The sequence below is a fragment of the Xanthomonas sp. NCPPB 2922 genome (assembly GCF_041520885.1).
Taxonomy (GTDB): domain Bacteria; phylum Pseudomonadota; class Gammaproteobacteria; order Xanthomonadales; family Xanthomonadaceae; genus Xanthomonas; species Xanthomonas campestris.
On record NZ_JBGOFY010000006.1, the window covers coordinates 74,111 to 91,116 of the forward strand.

A 17,006-nucleotide genomic window follows, 5' to 3' on the forward strand; every position below is an offset into this window, starting at 1 on the left:
CAAGACTGGCGCCAGACAGGGGCCCTTTCCGCATGTCTATCGAAAAACTCCGCAACATCGCCATCGTCGCGCACGTCGACCATGGCAAGACCACTCTCGTCGACTGCCTGCTGAAGCAGTCCGGCACCCTGTCCGAACGCACTGTGTTGGCTGAGCGCGTGATGGACAGCAACGATCAGGAAAAGGAACGTGGCATCACGATCCTGGCCAAGAACACGGCCATCACCTGGAACGGCAACCGCATCAACATCGTCGACACCCCGGGACACGCCGACTTCGGTGGCGAAGTCGAGCGCGTGCTGTCGATGGTGGACTCGGTGCTGATCCTGGTCGACGCGATGGACGGCCCGATGCCGCAGACGCGCTTCGTGACCCAGAAGGCCTTTGCGATGGGCTTCAAGCCGATCGTGGTGGTCAACAAGATCGACCGTCCCGGCGCACGCCCGGACTGGGTGATCGACCAGGTGTTCGACCTGTTCGACAAGCTCGGCGCAACCGACGAGCAGCTGGACTTCCCGATCGTCTACACCTCGGCACTGAACGGCTACGCCAGCCTGGATTCCAACGTGCGCGACGGCGACATGACCCCGCTGTACGAAGCGATCATGCAGCACGTCTCGGCACCGGACGTCGATCCGGACGGCCCGTTCCAGATGCGCATCAGCCAGCTGGACTACAACAACTTCGTCGGCGTGATCGGCATCGGCCGCATCCAGCGCGGCGTGCTGAAGAAGAACATGCCGGTCAGCGTGATCGACCGGGAAGGCAAGAAGCGTCAGGGCAAGGTGCTGCAGGTGCTGGGCTTCCTGGGCCTGGAGCGCATTGAGCAGGACACCGCCGAGGCCGGCGATATCGTCGCCATCTCCGGTGTGGCCGAGCTGACCATTTCCGACACCGTCTGTGCGCTCGACGCGCCGGAAGGCCTGCCGCCGCTGACCGTGGACGAGCCGACCATCTCGATGACCTTCCAGGTCAACAACTCGCCGTTCGCCGGCAACAAGGACCTGTCCGGTGGCAAGTTCCTGACCAGCCGCCAGCTGCGCGACCGTCTGGACCGCGAGAAGGTGCACAACGTTGCGCTGAAGGTCGAAGAAGGCTCCGACGCCGACAAGTTCCTGGTCTCCGGCCGTGGCGAACTGCATCTGTCGGTGCTGATCGAAAACATGCGTCGTGAAGGCTACGAGCTGGCCGTGTCGCGTCCGGAAGTGATCATCAAGGAAATCGACGGCAAGCAGATGGAGCCGATCGAACAGCTGGTGGTGGACATCGAAGAACAGCACCAGGGCGGCGTGATGGAAAAGCTGGGCACCCGCAAGGGCCAGCTGAAGAACATGGAGCCGGACGGCAAGGGTCGCGTGCGTCTGGATTACATGATCCCGGCGCGTGGCCTGATCGGCTTCCAGAACGAGTTCCGCACCCTGACCCAGGGCTCGGGCTTGCTGTTCCACGTGTTCGACCATTACGGCCCGAAGGAACAGGGCGCCATCGCCAAGCGCCAGAACGGCGTGATGATTGCCAACGCACCGGGCGCAACGCCGGCCTATGCGCTGGGGCCGTTGGAAGAGCGTGGCCGTCTGTTCGCCGCTGAAGGCGACAACGTGTACGAGGGCCAGCTGATCGGTATCCACTCCAAGGACAACGATCTGACCGTCAACGCGATCAAGACCAAGCCGCTGACCAACATGCGCGCTTCGGGCAAGGACGACGCGATCAAGCTGACCCCGGCGATCAAGTACACGCTGGAACAGGCCCTGGACTTCATCGAGGACGACGAGCTGGTGGAAGTCACCCCGAAGGAAATCCGCCTGCGCAAGAAGTTCCTGACCGAAAGCGACCGTAAGCGCGCCGGCCGTTCGGGCTGATCGTTTAGGCCTACGGTCGTGAGCGACACGCCTTACAGCCCGGATCCGCGTGCGCATCCGGGGCTGCACCTGATCGCCTTGCTCGAGGCGGTCAAGGGCATGCTTGCGATCCTGGCGGCGACGGGCCTGGAAATCCTGGGCCCGCTCCCGCTGCAACATGCGGTCAGTACGCTGATCCGCCGTTTCAGTCTGGACCCCGACCACGGCGCACTGCCGTCGTTGCTCAAGACCATCAACCCCGATGCGGTGCATCTGGCCGCCGCCGCCATGCTGGCCTACGGCCTGCTGCATGTGGTGGAAGCGTGGGGTCTGTGGCGTGCCAAGGCCTGGGCCTCCGTGCTCGGCTGCCTGTCTGCCGCCATCTATTTACCATTCGATATCTACGCCATCGTCCGCCATCCCGGCTGGACCGCCTGGGGCGTGCTGGCGATCAACCTGATCGTGGTCGGCGTGCTGGCGCGCGACCTGGTGCGGCGCCGACGTCGCTGACGCCACCGCTCACTGCCCTACCCGTTCGACGCATTGTCACCCCGCTGCAGCGTCGCTAGCCTGCGAAGCTGATCCCTGGGGAAACCGACGATGCGCACACCCATCCTGTCCCTGCTTTCCCTGGCCGCGTTGAGCGGCTGCGCCGTTGCTGCCGACAAGCCCGTTGTCGCCGACGCGGCCGTGCCGCCTGCGCCTGTCGAGGTGGTCGAAGCCGATATTGCGACCCTGCAGGCGCGCATGCAGGCCGGCCAGTCCAGCAGCGCCCAACTCACGCACGCCTACCTGCAGCGCATCGCCAGCATCGACCGCAGCGGACCAAGCCTAAATGCAGTGATCGAACTAAACCCGCAGGCCGAAGCCGACGCCGACGCGCTGGATGCCGAACGTCGTGCCGGCCAGGTGCGCGGCCCGCTGCACGGCATCCCGCTCCTGCTCAAGGACAACATCGACGCGCTGCCGATGGTCAACAGCGCCGGCTCGCTGGCGTTGGCCAGCTTCCGTCCCACACAGGATGCGTTCCTGGTGCAGCGCCTGCGCGCGGCGGGCGCGGTGATCCTGGGCAAGACCAATCTCAGCGAATGGGCCAATTTTCGCTCTACCCAATCCAGTTCGGGCTGGAGCGGCCGCGGTGGGCTGACTCGCAATCCGTACGCGCTGGACCGCAACCCGTGCGGCTCCAGCGCCGGCACCGGCGCGGCGATTGCCGCCAGCCTGGCCACGGCAGGCATCGGCACCGAGACCGATGGCAGCATCACCTGCCCGGCTGCGGTCAATGGTCTGGTCGGGCTCAAGCCCACGGTGGGCCTGGTCAGCCGTGACGGCATCATTCCCATCTCGGCCAGCCAGGACACCGCCGGGCCGATGACGCGCAGCGTTGCCGATGCGGCCGCGGTACTGCAGGCGATTGCCGCGCCCGATCCGCAGGACCCGGCCACGCGCACTGCGCCGTCGTCCACACCGAACTATCTCGCCCACCTCAAACCCGATGGCCTGCGCGGCGCGCGCCTGGGCCTGTTGCGCAATCCACTGCGCGAGGATCCCGCAATCGCCGCCGCGTTGGATCGCGCCGTACAGACGCTGCGCGCGGCAGGTGCCACGGTGATCGAAACCCGCCTGGCCACCGATGGACAGTGGGATGCCGCTGAGCAGACGGTCCTGTTGGTTGAATTCAAGGCCGGGTTGAATGCCTATCTGCGCAGCCACGCCGCGCCGGTCAAAGACCTGGATGCGCTGGTTGCCTTCAATCGCGCCAATGCGCAGCGCGAAATGCCCTACTTCGGCCAGGAATTGTTCGAGCAGGCCCAGGCTGCGCCTGGCCTGGAGGACCCGGCTTATCTGAGCGCGCGTGCCAGCGCCAGACGGCTCGCCGGCGAACAAGGCATCGACGCCGCACTGAAGGCCGACCGCCTGGACGCGCTGATCGTCCCGACCACCGGCCCTGCCTGGGTCACCACGCTCGGCAAGGGCGACACGTTTCCCGGTGCCGGTTACGGCGCCGCGGCCGTGGCCGGGTATCCCAGCCTGAGCGTGCCGATGGGGCAAACCCAGGGCTTGCCGCTCGGACTGCTGTTCATGGGGACCGCCTGGAGCGAGCCGCGCCTGATCGAACTGGGCTATGCCTACGAACAACGCAGCCATGCGCGGTTTGCGCCCGGCTACGCGCCAAGCGCACCGCCGGCGGCGACACCGGGCCCATCGCAACCGAAGACGGCCGACTGACCGCACCGCAAGGCAGCGTGGGAGCGATGCAGGCATCGACGTCATGCGACAGCATCGCCAGGATGTCGCGCTACTTCCCGCCCGGACAGCTGCGCACTGGCACCCGTGTCGGTGCGCAGCATCGCGAACCGATTGGCCGCCAGCGCATACCGCCGCGGCCAAGCGCCTTCGCAGCCAGCGCTAAATCGATGCTGCGGGCTCGCCGTCTTCCGCTCCCGGCGAGCGCACGCTTTCCGGCGCGATCGGCTGCGGCGCACGGGACGCGGGCTTTTCTTCGCCGGTAATTTCGGCACGGATCCTGGGCAACGCGTAGGCGTGCTCGCGGGTCAGGAAATCGATCATGCGCTCGCGCACCAGGCAGCGCAGGTCGAACGCGTCGCCGGAATTACGCGCACTCACCAGCAGACGCACCTGGATGGTGTTGTCGCTGGTATCGGTGATCTGGGTGACGCAGACACGCCCGTCCCACAGCGGCTCGCTGTGGCAGATACGCTCCAGCTCTGCGCGCACCGCGGCAATCGGCGTGCGGTAATCCAGCCACAGGAACGCGGTACCCAGCAGATCGGCGCTGGCACGCGTCCAGTTCTGGAACGGGTTCTCGATGAACCAGGTCAGCGGCACCACCATGCGCCGCTCATCCCAGATGCGCACCACCACATAAGAGCTGCCGATCTCCTCGATCCGCCCCCATTCGCCTTCCACAATCACCACATCGTCCAGGCGGATCGGCTGCGTCAGCGCGATCTGCAAACCGGCGATCAGGTTGCCGAACACCGGCTTGGCCGCGATACCGGCCACCAGGCCAATGATGCCCGCCGAGGCCAATAACGTCTTGCCGATCTGGCGCACCTGCTCAAAGCCCAGCAGCACCACCGAGATACCGAGCAGGATCACCGCCCCCATCACCACCCGGCTCAGCACGCGCGTCTGCGTCTGGATGCGTCGGGCGGTGAGGTTGTCGGCCACCTCGATCGGGTTGCTGCGCAGGATCGCCGCCTCGCCGGCAGCCACCGCGCGCACCAGCAGCCAGGTCACGCAGCCGACGATGCCCACGTGCAGCAGGTGCTGCACAGCGGCCAGCGCCTTTTCCGACAACGGGGTGGCTTCGGTGGCAACGCTGAGAAACAGCAGCGGCAGGATGAAGGCCGCCGGCAAGGTGATCACGCGGATGATGCGTGCGCGGCGATAGTCACGGCCCTGCATGCGGCGGAACAGCCACAGCAGCAATGACCAGGCCACCAGCCCCGCCAGCAGTGCAGCACCTAGCGGGATGGCGTATTCGCGAATGACGTTCCAATCGGCAGTCAAACCGTTCCTCCTGTGGGGGGAAAGAGGGATGGCTGCAGGAGCATGCCGCAAGCGGCATGAGCATCACGTCATGCGCACGTGCATTTAGAGCGGCTAACAAAATGTAGCGAGCAGCCGTCAGGTGGTTGCGGACGGCGCGGAGGAACCGGCGTGTACGGAGTACATGCCGATTCCGAGCACCGGCCGCGCCCGCTGGCGGCTGCGCAGTCGCTGCTCTTAGCCGCCCAGCGGCTGCGCGGCCACCTGTTGCTGCTTGCGTACGATCGCCATGGCGATCTCCAGCGACTGCTCGTAATTCAGGCGCGGATCCACGCTGGACCGGTACGCACGTTCGAGGTCGCGTTCGGTCAGCTCACGCGCGCCACCGGTGCACTCGGTGACATCTTCGCCGGTCAATTCCAGATGCACCCCGCCCAAGCGCGTGCCTGCGGCGGCGTGCAGGTCGAACGACAGTTCCACCTCGCTACGGATGTTGTCGAACCGGCGCGTCTTGTAGCCGTTGCCGGTGCTCTCGGTATTGCCATGCATCGCATCGCACACCCACAGCACGCGCCGGCCGTCGCGCTTGACCGCATCCAGCAGCGGCGGCAATTTCTCGGCAATCTGTGCGGCGCCCATGCGGTGAATGAAGCTCAGGCGGCCTGGCTCATCTTCGGGATTGAGCACATCCATCAAACGCAGTAACTGATCCGGCTGCACCGACGGCCCCACCTTGATCGCAATCGGATTGCGCACGCCGCGCAGATATTCCACATGCGCGCCGTCCAGCGCCGCGGTGCGCATACCGATCCACGGGTAATGCGTACTCAGGTTGAACCAGCCCCATTGGCGCGGCACCTGCCGGGTCAAACCTTCTTCGTAGGGCAGCAGCAAAGCCTCATGCGAGGTGTAGAAGTCGATGCGATTGAGGTTGTAGACCTCCGCTCCCGACAACGTCTCCATGAAGCGCACCGCATCGCCGATCGAGGACACCATCTTCTGGTAGTCGGCTGCCAGCGGCGAATAACCCACCCACTGCAGATTCCAGTATTCGGGATGATGCAGGTCAGCGAAGCCGCCATCGATCAGCGCCCGCACGAAATTCATCGTCATCGCCGAGCGCGAATGCGCGGTGATCATGCGCCGCGGATCGGGCACGCGCGCGGCCTCGGTGAAGGCTGGCGCATTGATTACATCGCCGCGGTAGCTCGGCAGCGTTACGCCATCGCGCGTCTCGGTATCGGCCGAACGCGGCTTGGCGTACTGGCCTGCAAACCGGCCCACCCGCACGACCGGCAGGCGCAAGCCATGCACCAGCACCAGGCTCATTTGCAGCAGCACCTTCAGGCGATTGGAGATGGTGCCCGATTCGCAATCGCTGAAGTTCTCCGCGCAGTCGCCGCCCTGCAGCAGGAAGCGCTTGCCCTCCTGCGCTTCGGCCAGCTGGCGCTTGAGCGCGAAGATTTCCCACGACGTCACCAACGGCGGCAATTGGCGCAGCTCATCGAGCGTGTGCTCAAGCGCCGCCGCGTCCGGATAAGTCGGCATCTGCAGCGCCGTGCGCTGGCGCCAGCTTTGCGGCGACCAGGCGTCCGGCTGGTGGTCGGTCGAGGGGGAAGAAGCGGACATCGTGTACTCCAGAAGATCGCAGACGCCGGCCGCAGCCGGACCCATCAGAACAACTTGCGCGGGCCGCGGTGCTTGAAGCCCGCATACAGCGCCCACAGGGCCAGGCCGACAAACCAGACCATGCTCCACATCGGCATGCTCAGCCCCAGGAAACGCCAATCGATATTGCCGCAGTCACCGGTGCCGGTCAGCACCGTGCGGAACACTTCGAACGGGCCCATCGTTTCGCTCAGAAAACTCAGCGGCGGCCCACACGAAGACATCATGTCCTTGGGACGGATCTGCACCCACACATGCCGCGCCGCAATGCCCATGCCCACGCCGGCAGCAATGAAGGCCAGCACGCCATACGCCTTGCGCCCACCCGCCCCGCGTGGGCCATGCAAGGCGCCCAGCAGGAACAGCAGGGCCAGTGCGGCGAACGCGATGCGCTGGAAAATGCACAGCGGGCAAGGCTCCAGGCCCAGATGCAGCTGCACGTAGATCGCATAGGCCAGCAAGCCGGCACAGGCCAGAAAGCCCAGCACGAATTGCGCCCGAAAACCCCAACGGAATGGATTCATCGTTACCGCTTGCCAAGGACCAAGATGCGGATTATCTGCCATCCCCGGCCCGCTGACCACGCATGCTCGGGGCCGCTGCGGCAATCCGTGCCGATGCTACGCGTAACTGACACCTGCTTCGCTTGATTGCCTGCGACCGCGCGCCGCTTTCGACCAGAGCAGCCTGGCGCAGGAACCGCTGGTGGCGACGCGCGGCAGTATCGCTACTGACGGGGGGCGTCAGCCCGTTGATACAGGTGCTGGGGCACTACCAGAACACAGCTCTACAGCGAACGTGAATGAGGTTATCGGCCCTCGCCGCTTACGTCCTTTCGCATCCGCACCCGGGGCAAGCAGATGGCGTGCGCCGGTGGTGTGGGCAGCAGCGCTGGGTGCGCGTGAACAGGCTAGGACCGCATCGCTACTGCGATGGCATCAGCGCGCTCTTCAATGGCCGCAGTCCACGGTGGACGTTACGGATATCCAGATGCCGCCCCTTCCGCGCACCGGCCGACACTGTCATCCCAGCGCCTGCAAGCCAGCACACACCTCACCGCTGGTCCACAACGAAAAAGCCCGGCATCAGCCGGGCTCCTTCAAAAATCTTTGCGACGAGACGATCCGATTACTCGGACACTTCCTCGGCGACGACCGGACGGTCGACCAGCTCCACATACGCCATCGGCGCATTGTCACCGGCACGGAAGCCAGCCTTCAGGATGCGCAGGTAGCCGCCGGGACGGGTCGCGTAACGCGGGCCCAGCTCGACGAACAGCTTGCCCACGGCTTCCTTGTCGCGCAGGCGGGCGAACGCCAGACGACGGTTTGCAACGCCATCGACCTTGCCGATGGTGATCAGCGGCTCGGCAACACGACGCAGTTCCTTGGCCTTCGGCAAGGTGGTCTTGATCAGCTCGTGCTTGAACAGCGAGGCTGCCATGTTGCGGAACATGGCTTCGCGGTGCGCGCTGGTGCGGTTGAACTTACGACCGGATTTCTGGTGACGCATGAGTGTGATTTCCTATGGAATATTGAGACTACTGAGAAACGTTGTCGCCATCCTGGCGCTGTTGAATGGACTGCGGTTGGTCCGAGCCGGTTGTCCTTGACCGGGTGTCACCGCGGGCTTTGGCCCGTCGATGTAAAAAAAGCATGGGCGCCCGAAGACGCCCATGCGGTGTTGCATTAACCAAGCATGCCGTGCTGAGCGACACCGGCCGGCGGCCAGTTCTCCAGCTTCATACCCAGTGCAAGGCCGCGCTGTGCCAGCACTTCCTTGATTTCGGTCAGCGACTTCTTGCCCAGATTCGGGGTCTTGAGCAGCTCGACTTCGGTCTTCTGAATCAGATCGCCGATGTAATAGATGCTCTCAGCCTTCAGGCAGTTGGCCGAACGCACGGTCAGCTCGAGGTCGTCGATCGGGCGCAGCAGCACCGGATCCACGCCGCTGGCAGCCGGCTTGGCCGCACCGCGATCGCGGTGGGTGAAATCGCCGAACACCGACAGCTGATCGCTGAGGATGTCGGCGGCGGTGCGCACTGCTTCCTCGGCATCGATCGTGCCGTTGGTTTCGATATCGATGACCAGCTTGTCGAGGTCGGTGCGCTGTTCGACGCGTGCAGCTTCCACGGCATAGGCAACGCGACGCACGGGCGAGAACGACGCATCCAGCATCAGACGACCGATGGTGCGGGTCTCTTCGTCCGGACGACGACGCGCGGCAGCCGGCTGATAGCCGAAACCACGCTCGATCTTCAGGCGCATGTTCAGCGCCGTGTCCTTGGTCAGGTGGCAGATCACGTGGTCGCCGTTGATGATCTCAACGTTGTGATCGGTCCTGATGTCGGCCGCAGTGACCGTACCCGGACCCTGCTTGGACAACGACAGCGTGGCGCTGTCACCACTGTGCATCCGGATTGCCACATCCTTCAGGTTGAGCAGGACGTCAAGCACGTCTTCCTGCAGCCCTTCGACCGTGGTGTACTCATGCAGCACGCCGTCGATTTCGACCTCGGTGATCGCAAAACCGGGGATCGACGACAACAGCACACGACGCAGGGCATTGCCCAGCGTGTGCCCGTAACCGCGCTCCAACGGTTCGATTACGACCTTTGCGCGGTTGTCGGTAAGACGTTCGATCTGCGGACCGCGTGGGCGCAGAACCTGGTTGGCGGTAACCGTCATGTTGCGGGGTCTCCTGCGAACCTCCGGCAGTGCCGGAGGCTCTCCAATGTGAATTACTTCGAATACAACTCGACAATCAGCGCTTCGTTGATATCCGAAGGCAGGTCGGCGCGATCCGGAACGGCCTTGAACACGCCGCTGAACTTCTTCGAATCGACTTCGACCCACGACGGTGTCATGTCGTGCTGCTCAGCCACGGTCAGGGCTTCCTGCACGCGGAGCTGCTTCTGTGCCTTTTCCGACAGCGTGATCGCATCGCCAGCCTTGATCTGGTACGAAGCCAGGTTCACCGACTTGCCATTGACCAGCACGCCACGGTGCGACACCAGCTGGCGCGCGGCCGGACGGGTGACGGCAAAGCCCATGCGGTAGCAGACGTTGTCCAGACGGGTTTCCAGCAACTGCAGCAGGTTCTCGCCGGTGTTGCCCTTCTTGGTCGAGGCCTTCTTGTAGTAGTTGCGGAACTGACGCTCCAGCAAACCGTAGATGCGCTTGACCTTCTGCTTTTCACGCAGCTGGGTAGCGTAGTCGGAGAGCTTGCCCTTGCGAGCCGCGCCGTGCTGGCCGGGCTTCTGCTCAAGCTTGCACTTGGAGTCCAGCGCACGCGCCGGGCTCTTGAGGGAAAGGTCGGCGCCTTCACGGCGCGCGAGCTTACAGGTAGGACCGATATAACGAGCCATTTCTTATCGCTCCCTTTAGACGCGACGCTTCTTCGGCGGACGGCACCCGTTGTGCGGGATTGGCGTCACGTCGATGATGTTGGTGATCTTGTAGCCCACGTTGTTCAACGAACGCACGGCCGACTCACGGCCCGGACCCGGACCCTTGATACGCACTTCCAGCGACTTCACGCCGTAGTCGAGCGCAGCGCGGCCAGCCTTTTCGGCGGCAACCTGAGCAGCGAACGGGGTCGACTTGCGCGAACCACGAAAACCGGCGCCGCCGGACGTAGCCCACGACAGCGCATTACCCTGGCGATCGGTGATGGTGACGATGGTGTTGTTGAACGAAGCGTGGACGTGAGCGACGCCGTCAGTGATGACGCGCTTGATCTTCTTCTTCGTTTTCTTTTCTGCTGGCTTTGCCATGATCTATCCCTTACTTCCTGATCGCCTTGCGCGGACCCTTACGGGTGCGGGCGTTGGTACGGGTACGCTGACCACGCAGCGGGAGACCACGGCGATGACGCAGACCGCGATAGCAGCCCAGATCCATCAGTCGCTTGATCGCGATACCGATTTCGCGGCGCAGGTCGCCTTCGACGACATACTTGCCGACTTCGGCGCGCAGGCGCTCGATTTCGGGTTCGGACAGATCACGAATCTTCGTGGTCGAGGTGACGCCTGCGGATTCGCAGAGCTTCTTAGAACGGGTACGGCCGATGCCGTAGATGCTTTGCAACCCGACCCAGACGTGCTTCTGGGCTGGCAGGTTGACGCCTGCAATACGCGCCATGACGCGATTCTCCAACTGAGTGATGGCCCGACAGCGCCCAGGCGCCATCCGGCAGGATGGATCAAAAGTGAACTCGGAATTGTAGCAAGGCCTCGGATTGCTTTGAAGCCCGTGGAACCAAAAGTTCCATGGACCCGGCGTGGGGAGTGTGCCCTCGCTCCGGCGCCGGACGGTGTTGATCCAGAAAACTGCTCCGAATCGCCTGTGCTACTCCCGCACAGGACCACCCCGTCACACCCGCGCGCGAGACGTCGCGCGAGCCGCCCTTCTGATCGGAAGATCGTGGCCCGGGAACCAGGCCGTCTTCACGTAATGAAGAACTAGTGTACCACTTAACCGCGCGCCAGACCGCCGCGCGAGCCGCCCTTGAGGTTGGCCTTCTTCAGCAGGCTCTCATACTGGTGCGACATCAGATGCGCCTGGATCTGCGCAATGAAGTCCATCACCACCACCACCGCAATCAACAGCGAGGTGCCACCGAAGTGGAACGAGGTGCCGAGCTGCGTGCGCATGATTTCCGGCAGCAGGCAGACGATCACCAGGTACAGCGAACCGGCGGCAGTCAGGCGGGTCAGCACGCCGTCGACATAGTCGGCGGTGGCCTTGCCCGGCCGGATACCCGGAATCAACGCACCCGACTTCTTGAGGTTGTCGGCGGTTTCCTGCGAGTTGAAGACCAGCGCGGTATAGAAGAATGCGAAACCAATAATCAGCGCTGCAAACACCAGCATGTGCACCGGCTCACCAGGGCCCAGGGCGTTGGCGATGCGCTGCAGCCACGAACCCACGCCACTGCCGGAGGCAGCCTGGCCAGACCACATCGACAGCGTGGCGGGGAACGCCAGGATGCTGGATGCGAAGATCGGCGGAATCACGCCGGCCATGTTGAGCTTGAGCGGCAGGAACGAGGTCTGATTCATGTACGCGTTACGACCACCCTGGCGACGCGCATAGTTCACCGTAATGCGCCGCTGCCCGCGCTCGACGAACACCACGAACAGCGTAAATGCCAAGATCGTAATGACGATCAGCAGCAGCGAAATGAAGCTCAGGTTGCCTTCGCGGAACGCTTCGACGGTCTGGATCGCCGCCGACGGCAGACCGGCTACGATGCCGGCAAAGATGATCAGCGACACACCGTTACCGATGCCGCGCTCGGTGACCTGCTCGCCAACCCACATCAGGAAGATGGTGCCAGCGGTCAGCGCAATCACTGCGGTGAGCACAAAGCCCATGCCCGGGGCGTACACCACCGGAGCGCCACCCGGAGCGGTCTGGTTCTGCAGCGCGAGCGCGATACTGCCGCCCTGCACCACTGCCAGAAGCACCGCACCGATGCGCGAATATTGGGTGATCTTGCGTCGGCCGGATTCGCCTTCCTTCTGCATCGCCTTCAGGGCGGGAAAGATGTGCGTGGCCAACTGGATCACGATCGATGCCGAAATGTACGGCATCACGTTCAGCGCAAAAATGCTGAAACGGTGCAGGGCGCCGCCCGAGAACATGTTGAACATGTCCACGATGCCGCCACCCTGCGCCTGCATCAACGAAAGCATGGCATCGGGATTGACGCCAGGCACCGGCACATAGCAGCCGATGCGATAGACGATCAATGCCCCGAGGACGAACAACAGCCGCTGGCGAAGTTCCGTGAACTTGCCAAGCCCGCCACCGAGGTTACCAATGCCAGCCTGCGCCATCTGCCGATTACTCCTCTACGCTGCCGCCAGCAGCTTCGATTGCTGCCTTGGCACCTGCGGTTGCCGCAACGCCCTTCAGCACGAACTTCTTGCTCAGCTCGCCCTTCAGCACGATCTTCGCCTTCTTGGCGCGGCTCGGTACCAGATTGGCCGCACGCAACGCTGCAAAGTCGATCTCACCGGCTTCCAGCTTATCCAGCTGATAGGACAACACTTCAGCGCTGTCACGCGCCATCTTGGAGCGGAAACCGATCTTCGGCAGACGACGCTGCATCGGGGTCTGGCCGCCTTCGAAGCCAGCCTTGATCTTGCCGCCTCCCTTACGTGCGAACGAACCCTTGTGGCCGCGGCCGCAGGTCTTGCCCAGGCCGGAGCCGATGCCGCGGCCGACGCGCGTGCGCTCGGTACGGGCGCCGTCAGCGGGCTTGAGGTCATTGAGATGCATAGTCATGGGATTAGTCCTCAACCTTGACGAGGTAGTGAACCGTATTGATCAGGCCACGCACCTGCGGGCTGTCCTTGAGTTCACGCACATCGTTGATCTTATTCAGGCCCAACGCATGCACCGACAGGCGGTGACGCGACTGGGTACCACGCAGGCCACGCACCAGGCGCACCTTCACAGTCTTGCCAGTGTCCTTAGCCATGGTTGAGCTCCTCCACCTTCTTGCCGCGCTTGGCCGCAACACGCGCCGGCGACTGCACTTCCGACAGACCCTTCAGGGTTGCACGGACCAGGTTGATCGGATTACGCGAACCAACCGCCTTGGCCAGCACGTTCTTGACGCCGACCGCCTCCAGCACAGCGCGCATGGCGCCGCCTGCGATGACGCCCGTACCTTCCGACGCCGGCTGCATGTAGACGCGGGCTGCGCCGTGACCGGACTTGACGGCATGCCACAAGGTGCCGTTGTTCAGATCAACCGTAGCCAGGTTCTTGCGCGCCTGCTCCATCGACTTCTGGATAGCGACCGGCACTTCGCGCGCCTTGCCGTAACCAAAACCGACCTTGCCCAGACCATCGCCGACCACGGTCAGCGCGGTGAAGGTGAACTGGCGACCGCCCTTGACGGTCTTGCTGACGCGGTTGACCGCGACCAGCTTCTCGATCATGCCGTCGTCGACTTTCTCTTCGCGGTTACGGTCGCGATCACGACCCCGCGGTGCACGTTCTTCTGCCATCTTGATTCCTTGAGTGATTAAGTATGTACGGCTCGAGGCCGCTTATGGTTGTGGAATACAGCGGTGTTCCCGGCGCCATTGCAGAAGAATGGGACGGCCCGGCAGACCCTGCCGGCGGTGGACGTGGAGACGACGCGAGGCCGCCTCCACAGCAGTGCTTTAGAACTGCAGGCCGCCTTCGCGGGCTGCATCGGCAAGCGCCTTGATGCGGCCGTGGTAGCGGTAGCCCGAGCGGTCGAATGCGACCTTCTCGATGCCCGCAGCCTTGGCGCGCTCGGCGATCAGCTTGCCAACCTTGACGGCGGCGTCGCTGTTCTTGCCATTCTTCAGGCCGTCCTTGACGTCGGCCTGCAGAGTGTTCGCGGCTGCGATCACCTTGGAACCGTCGGCAGTGAAGACCTGCGCATACAGGTGCTGACCGGTGCGCAGCACCGACAGACGGGCGACGCCCAGTTCGCGGATGTGCGCACGGGTGGACTTGGCGCGACGCAGACGGGCAATGTTCTTGTTGATGCTCATGGTTTAATCCTATGAAAGCTGAAGGAAACAGGCTTCGGTACGAACCCGACCACGCATGGCCGGACCCGCAGAACGACCTGCATTAAGCCTTCTTGGCTTCCTTGCGAATGATGACTTCACCGGCGTACTTCACACCCTTGCCCTTATAGGGCTCCGGCGGACGGAAACCGCGGATCTTGGCGGCGACTTCGCCGACGCGCTGCTTGTCTGCGCCCTGGACCAGGATTTCGGTCTGGGTCGGGGTCGACAGCGTGATGCCTTCCGGCGCCACGAACACCAGCGGGTGCGAGAAGCCGAGCGCCAGGCTCAGATCCTTGCCCTGCATGGCGGCACGATAACCGACGCCCACCAGCTCGAGCTTGCGCTCGAAACCTTCGGAAACGCCCTTGATCATGTTGGCGAGGATCGCGCGCACGGTGCCGGTGATGGCGATCTGCGACGGATCATTGGCCGACAGGGTTGCAACGTCGCCGTCGATGGCGATTTCAACGCCGACCGGCTTCTGCAGGGTCAGGGTGCCCTTCGGGCCCTTGACGCTGATCAGCTCGGGCTGGACGTTGAGCTCAACACCCTTCGGAAGGGACACAGGCTTCTTGGCTACACGGGACATGTTCGATTCCTTCCCTTAGGCCACGAAGCACAGGACTTCACCACCAACGCCGGCTTCGCGAGCCTGCGCATCGGTCATGATGCCCTTCGACGTGGAGATGATGGCGATACCCAGGCCACCCAGGACCTTGGGCAGTTCGGTCTTGCCACGGTACTGGCGCAGACCCGAGCGCGAGAAACGCTTCAGGGTCTCGATGACCGGACGGCCTTCGAAATACTTCAGCACGATTTCCAGCTCCGACTTGTTGTTCTCGGTCGCTGTGACGCGCAGGTCGGTGATGTAACCCTCGTCCTTCAGGACTTGGGCGATCGCAACCTTGATCTTGGATGACGGCAATTTCACCGTCTGCTTACCAACCGCGGCCGCATTCTTGATGCGAACCAGCAGGTCGGCGATGGGATCAGTCATGCTCATATGAGTACCTTTGAGTGCACCGATATCCGCTTTCGCGAAAATCTTGTGTTTTCCTGGGGATGGGCCAGGACCCTTGAACGCTTCACCTCACCCTCACGGGCAAGACAGAAGCGGAAGTATACGACAAAAGAGCCCGACTTGCGTCGGACTCCCTTGTTGAACAGAACAAACCTGTTCCAACCGGCCGCGAGCGGCCGAATTGTGATTACCAGCTGGCCTTGCGCAGACCCGGAACGTCACCGTTCATGGTTGCCTTGCGCAGCATGTTGCGACCCAGACCGAACTTGCGGTAGACACCGCGCGGACGACCGGACAGCTCGCAACGGTTGCGGTGGCGGCTCGGCGACGAATCGCGCGGCAGCTTCTGCAACTTGGTCGACGCATCGATCTTCTCTTCGTAGGACGCATCCTGACTGGAGAGGATCTTCTTCAGCGCATCACGCTTGCCGGCGAACTTCTTTGCCAGCTTTGCCCGCTTGATGTCGCGGTGGATCATGGAGGTCTTTGCCATTTCGGATGTCCTCGACGGTCAGTTACGGAACGGGAACTTGAACGCTGCCAGCAGCGCCTTCGCTTCCGCATCCGTCTTGGCGGTGGTGGTGATGGCGATATCCATACCGCGAATCGCGTCGACGGCGTCGAAGTCGATTTCCGGGAAGATGATCTGTTCCTTCACACCCATGTTGAAATTGCCACGGCCGTCAAAGGAGCGGCCCGACACACCACGGAAGTCGCGCACGCGCGGCAACGAGATGTTGATCAGACGGTCCAGAAACTCGTACATCTTGGCGCGACGCAACGTGGTCTTGCAGCCGATCGGCCAACCGTCGCGGATCTTGAACGATGCGACCGAAACGCGCGACTTGGTGACCACCGGCTTTTGACCGGAAATCTTGGACATGTCGGCGACCGCATTTTCCAGGATCTTCTTGTTGGTTGCTGCTTCGCCCACGCCCATGTTGAGCGTGACCTTGACCAGCTTCGGCACTTCCATCGGATTGGTGTAGCCGAATTCCTTCATGAGGGCCGGCACCACGTTTTCCTTGTAAAACTTTTCGAGACGAGTGTTCATGATCTCATTCCTCAGGCGTCGAGCGCCTCACCGCTGGAGCGGAACACACGCAATTTGCGTCCATCCTCCAGCACCTTGAAGCCAACGCGCTCGCCCTTGCCCGTTGCCGGGTTGACGATATTGACGTTGGAGATATGGATCGACGCTTCACGCTCGACCACGCCGCCGGCGACACCCGCCTGCGGGTTCGGCTTGGTATGGCGCTTGATGACGTTGGCGTTGGAGACGATCACGCGATCGCCCTCCACACGCACCACTTCACCCTGCTTACCCTTGTCCTTGCCGGTGTTGATGACGACCTGGTCGCCCTTCTTGATACGGTTAGCCATGTGTATGTCCTCC

21 protein-coding genes and 1 other RNA gene are annotated in these 17,006 nt (G+C 63.2%); 3 read left to right on the forward strand and 19 right to left on the reverse strand.

Annotated features, from left to right (window positions below; translation table 11 throughout):
- Window positions 1-32 precede the first annotated feature (32 nt).
- The 3 genes from typA (at window position 33) to ACD584_RS09355 (ending at window position 4,070) form a co-directional block, all read left to right on the forward strand.
- Complete coding sequence (typA, locus tag ACD584_RS09345; RefSeq protein WP_011036140.1) at window positions 33-1,862, forward strand: translational GTPase TypA; 1,830 nt, start codon at window positions 33-35, stop codon at window positions 1,860-1,862.
- A 69-nt stretch (window positions 1,863-1,931) separates the two neighbouring features.
- Window positions 1,932-2,351 carry a DUF2127 domain-containing protein gene (locus ACD584_RS09350; protein WP_029629030.1) on the forward strand — a complete coding sequence of 140 codons (420 nt, stop codon included), beginning with the start codon at window positions 1,932-1,934 and terminating at the stop codon, window positions 2,349-2,351.
- Window positions 2,352-2,456: 105 nt separating this feature from the next.
- Complete coding sequence (locus ACD584_RS09355; RefSeq protein WP_372357285.1) at window positions 2,457-4,070, forward strand: amidase; 1,614 nt, start codon at window positions 2,457-2,459, stop codon at window positions 4,068-4,070.
- Between the two features lie 180 nt (window positions 4,071-4,250).
- On the opposite strand, the gene ACD584_RS09360 is transcribed toward ACD584_RS09355, so the two are convergent.
- From ACD584_RS09360 to rplX, 19 genes are all read right to left on the reverse strand, one after another.
- Complete coding sequence (locus ACD584_RS09360) at window positions 4,251-5,378, reverse strand: mechanosensitive ion channel family protein (RefSeq protein ID WP_042596265.1); 1,128 nt, start codon at window positions 5,376-5,378, stop codon at window positions 4,251-4,253.
- A gap of 91 nt (window positions 5,379-5,469) precedes the next feature.
- Window positions 5,470-5,543, reverse strand: a non-coding RNA gene (locus ACD584_RS09365) — sX9 sRNA.
- Between the two features lie 51 nt (window positions 5,544-5,594).
- On the reverse strand, window positions 5,595-6,986 hold the full coding sequence (locus tag ACD584_RS09370; protein WP_040942381.1) for a class II 3-deoxy-7-phosphoheptulonate synthase: 1,392 nt from the start codon (window positions 6,984-6,986) through the stop codon (window positions 5,595-5,597).
- A gap of 44 nt (window positions 6,987-7,030) precedes the next feature.
- Window positions 7,031-7,549, reverse strand: coding sequence for a disulfide bond formation protein B (locus tag ACD584_RS09375; RefSeq protein WP_042596267.1), 519 nt, complete (start codon window positions 7,547-7,549; stop codon window positions 7,031-7,033).
- Window positions 7,550-8,153: 604 nt separating this feature from the next.
- The gene (rplQ, locus tag ACD584_RS09380) at window positions 8,154-8,537 is read right to left on the reverse strand and encodes a 50S ribosomal protein L17 (protein ID WP_011036134.1); all 384 of its coding nucleotides are present in this window, start codon (window positions 8,535-8,537) and stop codon (window positions 8,154-8,156) included.
- A gap of 176 nt (window positions 8,538-8,713) precedes the next feature.
- Window positions 8,714-9,712, reverse strand: a complete 999-nt coding sequence (rpoA, locus tag ACD584_RS09385; RefSeq protein ID WP_002811635.1) for a DNA-directed RNA polymerase subunit alpha — start codon at window positions 9,710-9,712, stop codon at window positions 8,714-8,716.
- Window positions 9,713-9,765: 53 nt separating this feature from the next.
- Window positions 9,766-10,392, reverse strand: a complete 627-nt coding sequence (rpsD, locus tag ACD584_RS09390; protein WP_002811641.1) for a 30S ribosomal protein S4 — start codon at window positions 10,390-10,392, stop codon at window positions 9,766-9,768.
- A 15-nt stretch (window positions 10,393-10,407) separates the two neighbouring features.
- Window positions 10,408-10,800, reverse strand: coding sequence for a 30S ribosomal protein S11 (rpsK, locus tag ACD584_RS09395; RefSeq protein ID WP_003486671.1), 393 nt, complete (start codon window positions 10,798-10,800; stop codon window positions 10,408-10,410).
- A gap of 10 nt (window positions 10,801-10,810) precedes the next feature.
- Entirely contained in the window at window positions 10,811-11,167 is a 357-nt protein-coding gene (gene rpsM, locus ACD584_RS09400) for a 30S ribosomal protein S13 (protein WP_003486672.1), read from the reverse strand.
- 332 nt (window positions 11,168-11,499) lie between these two features.
- On the reverse strand, window positions 11,500-12,867 hold the full coding sequence (secY, locus tag ACD584_RS09405) for a preprotein translocase subunit SecY (protein WP_014506822.1): 1,368 nt from the start codon (window positions 12,865-12,867) through the stop codon (window positions 11,500-11,502).
- Window positions 12,868-12,874: 7 nt separating this feature from the next.
- A complete protein-coding gene (gene rplO / locus ACD584_RS09410; RefSeq protein WP_012439114.1) occupies window positions 12,875-13,318 on the reverse strand; it encodes a 50S ribosomal protein L15 in 444 nt (147 codons plus the stop codon).
- Window positions 13,319-13,322: 4 nt separating this feature from the next.
- Window positions 13,323-13,514 carry a 50S ribosomal protein L30 gene (gene rpmD, locus ACD584_RS09415; protein WP_006450646.1) on the reverse strand — a complete coding sequence of 64 codons (192 nt, stop codon included), beginning with the start codon at window positions 13,512-13,514 and terminating at the stop codon, window positions 13,323-13,325.
- Window positions 13,507-14,049, reverse strand: a complete 543-nt coding sequence (gene rpsE, locus ACD584_RS09420) for a 30S ribosomal protein S5 (protein WP_003486682.1) — start codon at window positions 14,047-14,049, stop codon at window positions 13,507-13,509. Before rpsE ends, rpmD begins: the two co-directional genes overlap by 8 nt.
- A 159-nt stretch (window positions 14,050-14,208) precedes the next feature.
- The gene (gene rplR / locus ACD584_RS09425; RefSeq protein ID WP_005993383.1) at window positions 14,209-14,568 is read right to left on the reverse strand and encodes a 50S ribosomal protein L18; all 360 of its coding nucleotides are present in this window, start codon (window positions 14,566-14,568) and stop codon (window positions 14,209-14,211) included.
- Window positions 14,569-14,650: 82 nt separating this feature from the next.
- A complete protein-coding gene (gene rplF / locus ACD584_RS09430; RefSeq protein ID WP_011036130.1) occupies window positions 14,651-15,178 on the reverse strand; it encodes a 50S ribosomal protein L6 in 528 nt (175 codons plus the stop codon).
- Window positions 15,179-15,193: 15 nt separating this feature from the next.
- Window positions 15,194-15,592, reverse strand: a complete 399-nt coding sequence (gene rpsH, locus ACD584_RS09435) for a 30S ribosomal protein S8 (RefSeq protein WP_010371096.1) — start codon at window positions 15,590-15,592, stop codon at window positions 15,194-15,196.
- A 205-nt stretch (window positions 15,593-15,797) separates the two neighbouring features.
- Window positions 15,798-16,103 carry a 30S ribosomal protein S14 gene (gene rpsN, locus ACD584_RS09440; RefSeq protein ID WP_005917137.1) on the reverse strand — a complete coding sequence of 102 codons (306 nt, stop codon included), beginning with the start codon at window positions 16,101-16,103 and terminating at the stop codon, window positions 15,798-15,800.
- 18 nt (window positions 16,104-16,121) lie between these two features.
- Window positions 16,122-16,664 (reverse strand): 50S ribosomal protein L5, encoded by a 543-nt coding sequence (gene rplE / locus ACD584_RS09445; RefSeq protein WP_010371090.1) that lies wholly within the window; start codon window positions 16,662-16,664, stop codon window positions 16,122-16,124.
- 11 nt (window positions 16,665-16,675) lie between these two features.
- Entirely contained in the window at window positions 16,676-16,993 is a 318-nt protein-coding gene (gene rplX, locus ACD584_RS09450; protein WP_008571669.1) for a 50S ribosomal protein L24, read from the reverse strand.
- Window positions 16,994-17,006: the final 13 nt, after the last annotated feature.

What these genes read in the sequence shown, in the direction of transcription:
- typA (WP_011036140.1), top strand. Translation starts at nt 33, where the DNA reads ATGTCTATCGAAAAACTCCGCAACATCGCCATCGTCGCGCACGTCGAC.
- ACD584_RS09370 (WP_040942381.1), bottom strand. Translation starts at nt 6,986, where the DNA reads ATGTCCGCTTCTTCCCCCTCGACCGACCACCAGCCGGACGCCTGGTCG.
- ACD584_RS09375 (WP_042596267.1), bottom strand. Translation starts at nt 7,549, where the DNA reads ATGAATCCATTCCGTTGGGGTTTTCGGGCGCAATTCGTGCTGGGCTTT.
- rplQ (WP_011036134.1), bottom strand. Translation starts at nt 8,537, where the DNA reads ATGCGTCACCAGAAATCCGGTCGTAAGTTCAACCGCACCAGCGCGCAC.
- rpoA (WP_002811635.1), bottom strand. Translation starts at nt 9,712, where the DNA reads ATGACGGTTACCGCCAACCAGGTTCTGCGCCCACGCGGTCCGCAGATC.
- rpsD (WP_002811641.1), bottom strand. Translation starts at nt 10,392, where the DNA reads ATGGCTCGTTATATCGGTCCTACCTGTAAGCTCGCGCGCCGTGAAGGC.
- rpsK (WP_003486671.1), bottom strand. Translation starts at nt 10,800, where the DNA reads ATGGCAAAGCCAGCAGAAAAGAAAACGAAGAAGAAGATCAAGCGCGTC.
- rpsM (WP_003486672.1), bottom strand. Translation starts at nt 11,167, where the DNA reads ATGGCGCGTATTGCAGGCGTCAACCTGCCAGCCCAGAAGCACGTCTGG.
- secY (WP_014506822.1), bottom strand. Translation starts at nt 12,867, where the DNA reads ATGGCGCAGGCTGGCATTGGTAACCTCGGTGGCGGGCTTGGCAAGTTC.
- rplO (WP_012439114.1), bottom strand. Translation starts at nt 13,318, where the DNA reads ATGACTATGCATCTCAATGACCTCAAGCCCGCTGACGGCGCCCGTACC.
- rpmD (WP_006450646.1), bottom strand. Translation starts at nt 13,514, where the DNA reads ATGGCTAAGGACACTGGCAAGACTGTGAAGGTGCGCCTGGTGCGTGGC.
- rpsE (WP_003486682.1), bottom strand. Translation starts at nt 14,049, where the DNA reads ATGGCAGAAGAACGTGCACCGCGGGGTCGTGATCGCGACCGTAACCGC.
- rplR (WP_005993383.1), bottom strand. Translation starts at nt 14,568, where the DNA reads ATGAGCATCAACAAGAACATTGCCCGTCTGCGTCGCGCCAAGTCCACC.
- rplF (WP_011036130.1), bottom strand. Translation starts at nt 15,178, where the DNA reads ATGTCCCGTGTAGCCAAGAAGCCTGTGTCCCTTCCGAAGGGTGTTGAG.
- rpsH (WP_010371096.1), bottom strand. Translation starts at nt 15,592, where the DNA reads ATGAGCATGACTGATCCCATCGCCGACCTGCTGGTTCGCATCAAGAAT.
- rpsN (WP_005917137.1), bottom strand. Translation starts at nt 16,103, where the DNA reads ATGGCAAAGACCTCCATGATCCACCGCGACATCAAGCGGGCAAAGCTG.
- rplE (WP_010371090.1), bottom strand. Translation starts at nt 16,664, where the DNA reads ATGAACACTCGTCTCGAAAAGTTTTACAAGGAAAACGTGGTGCCGGCC.
- rplX (WP_008571669.1), bottom strand. Translation starts at nt 16,993, where the DNA reads ATGGCTAACCGTATCAAGAAGGGCGACCAGGTCGTCATCAACACCGGC.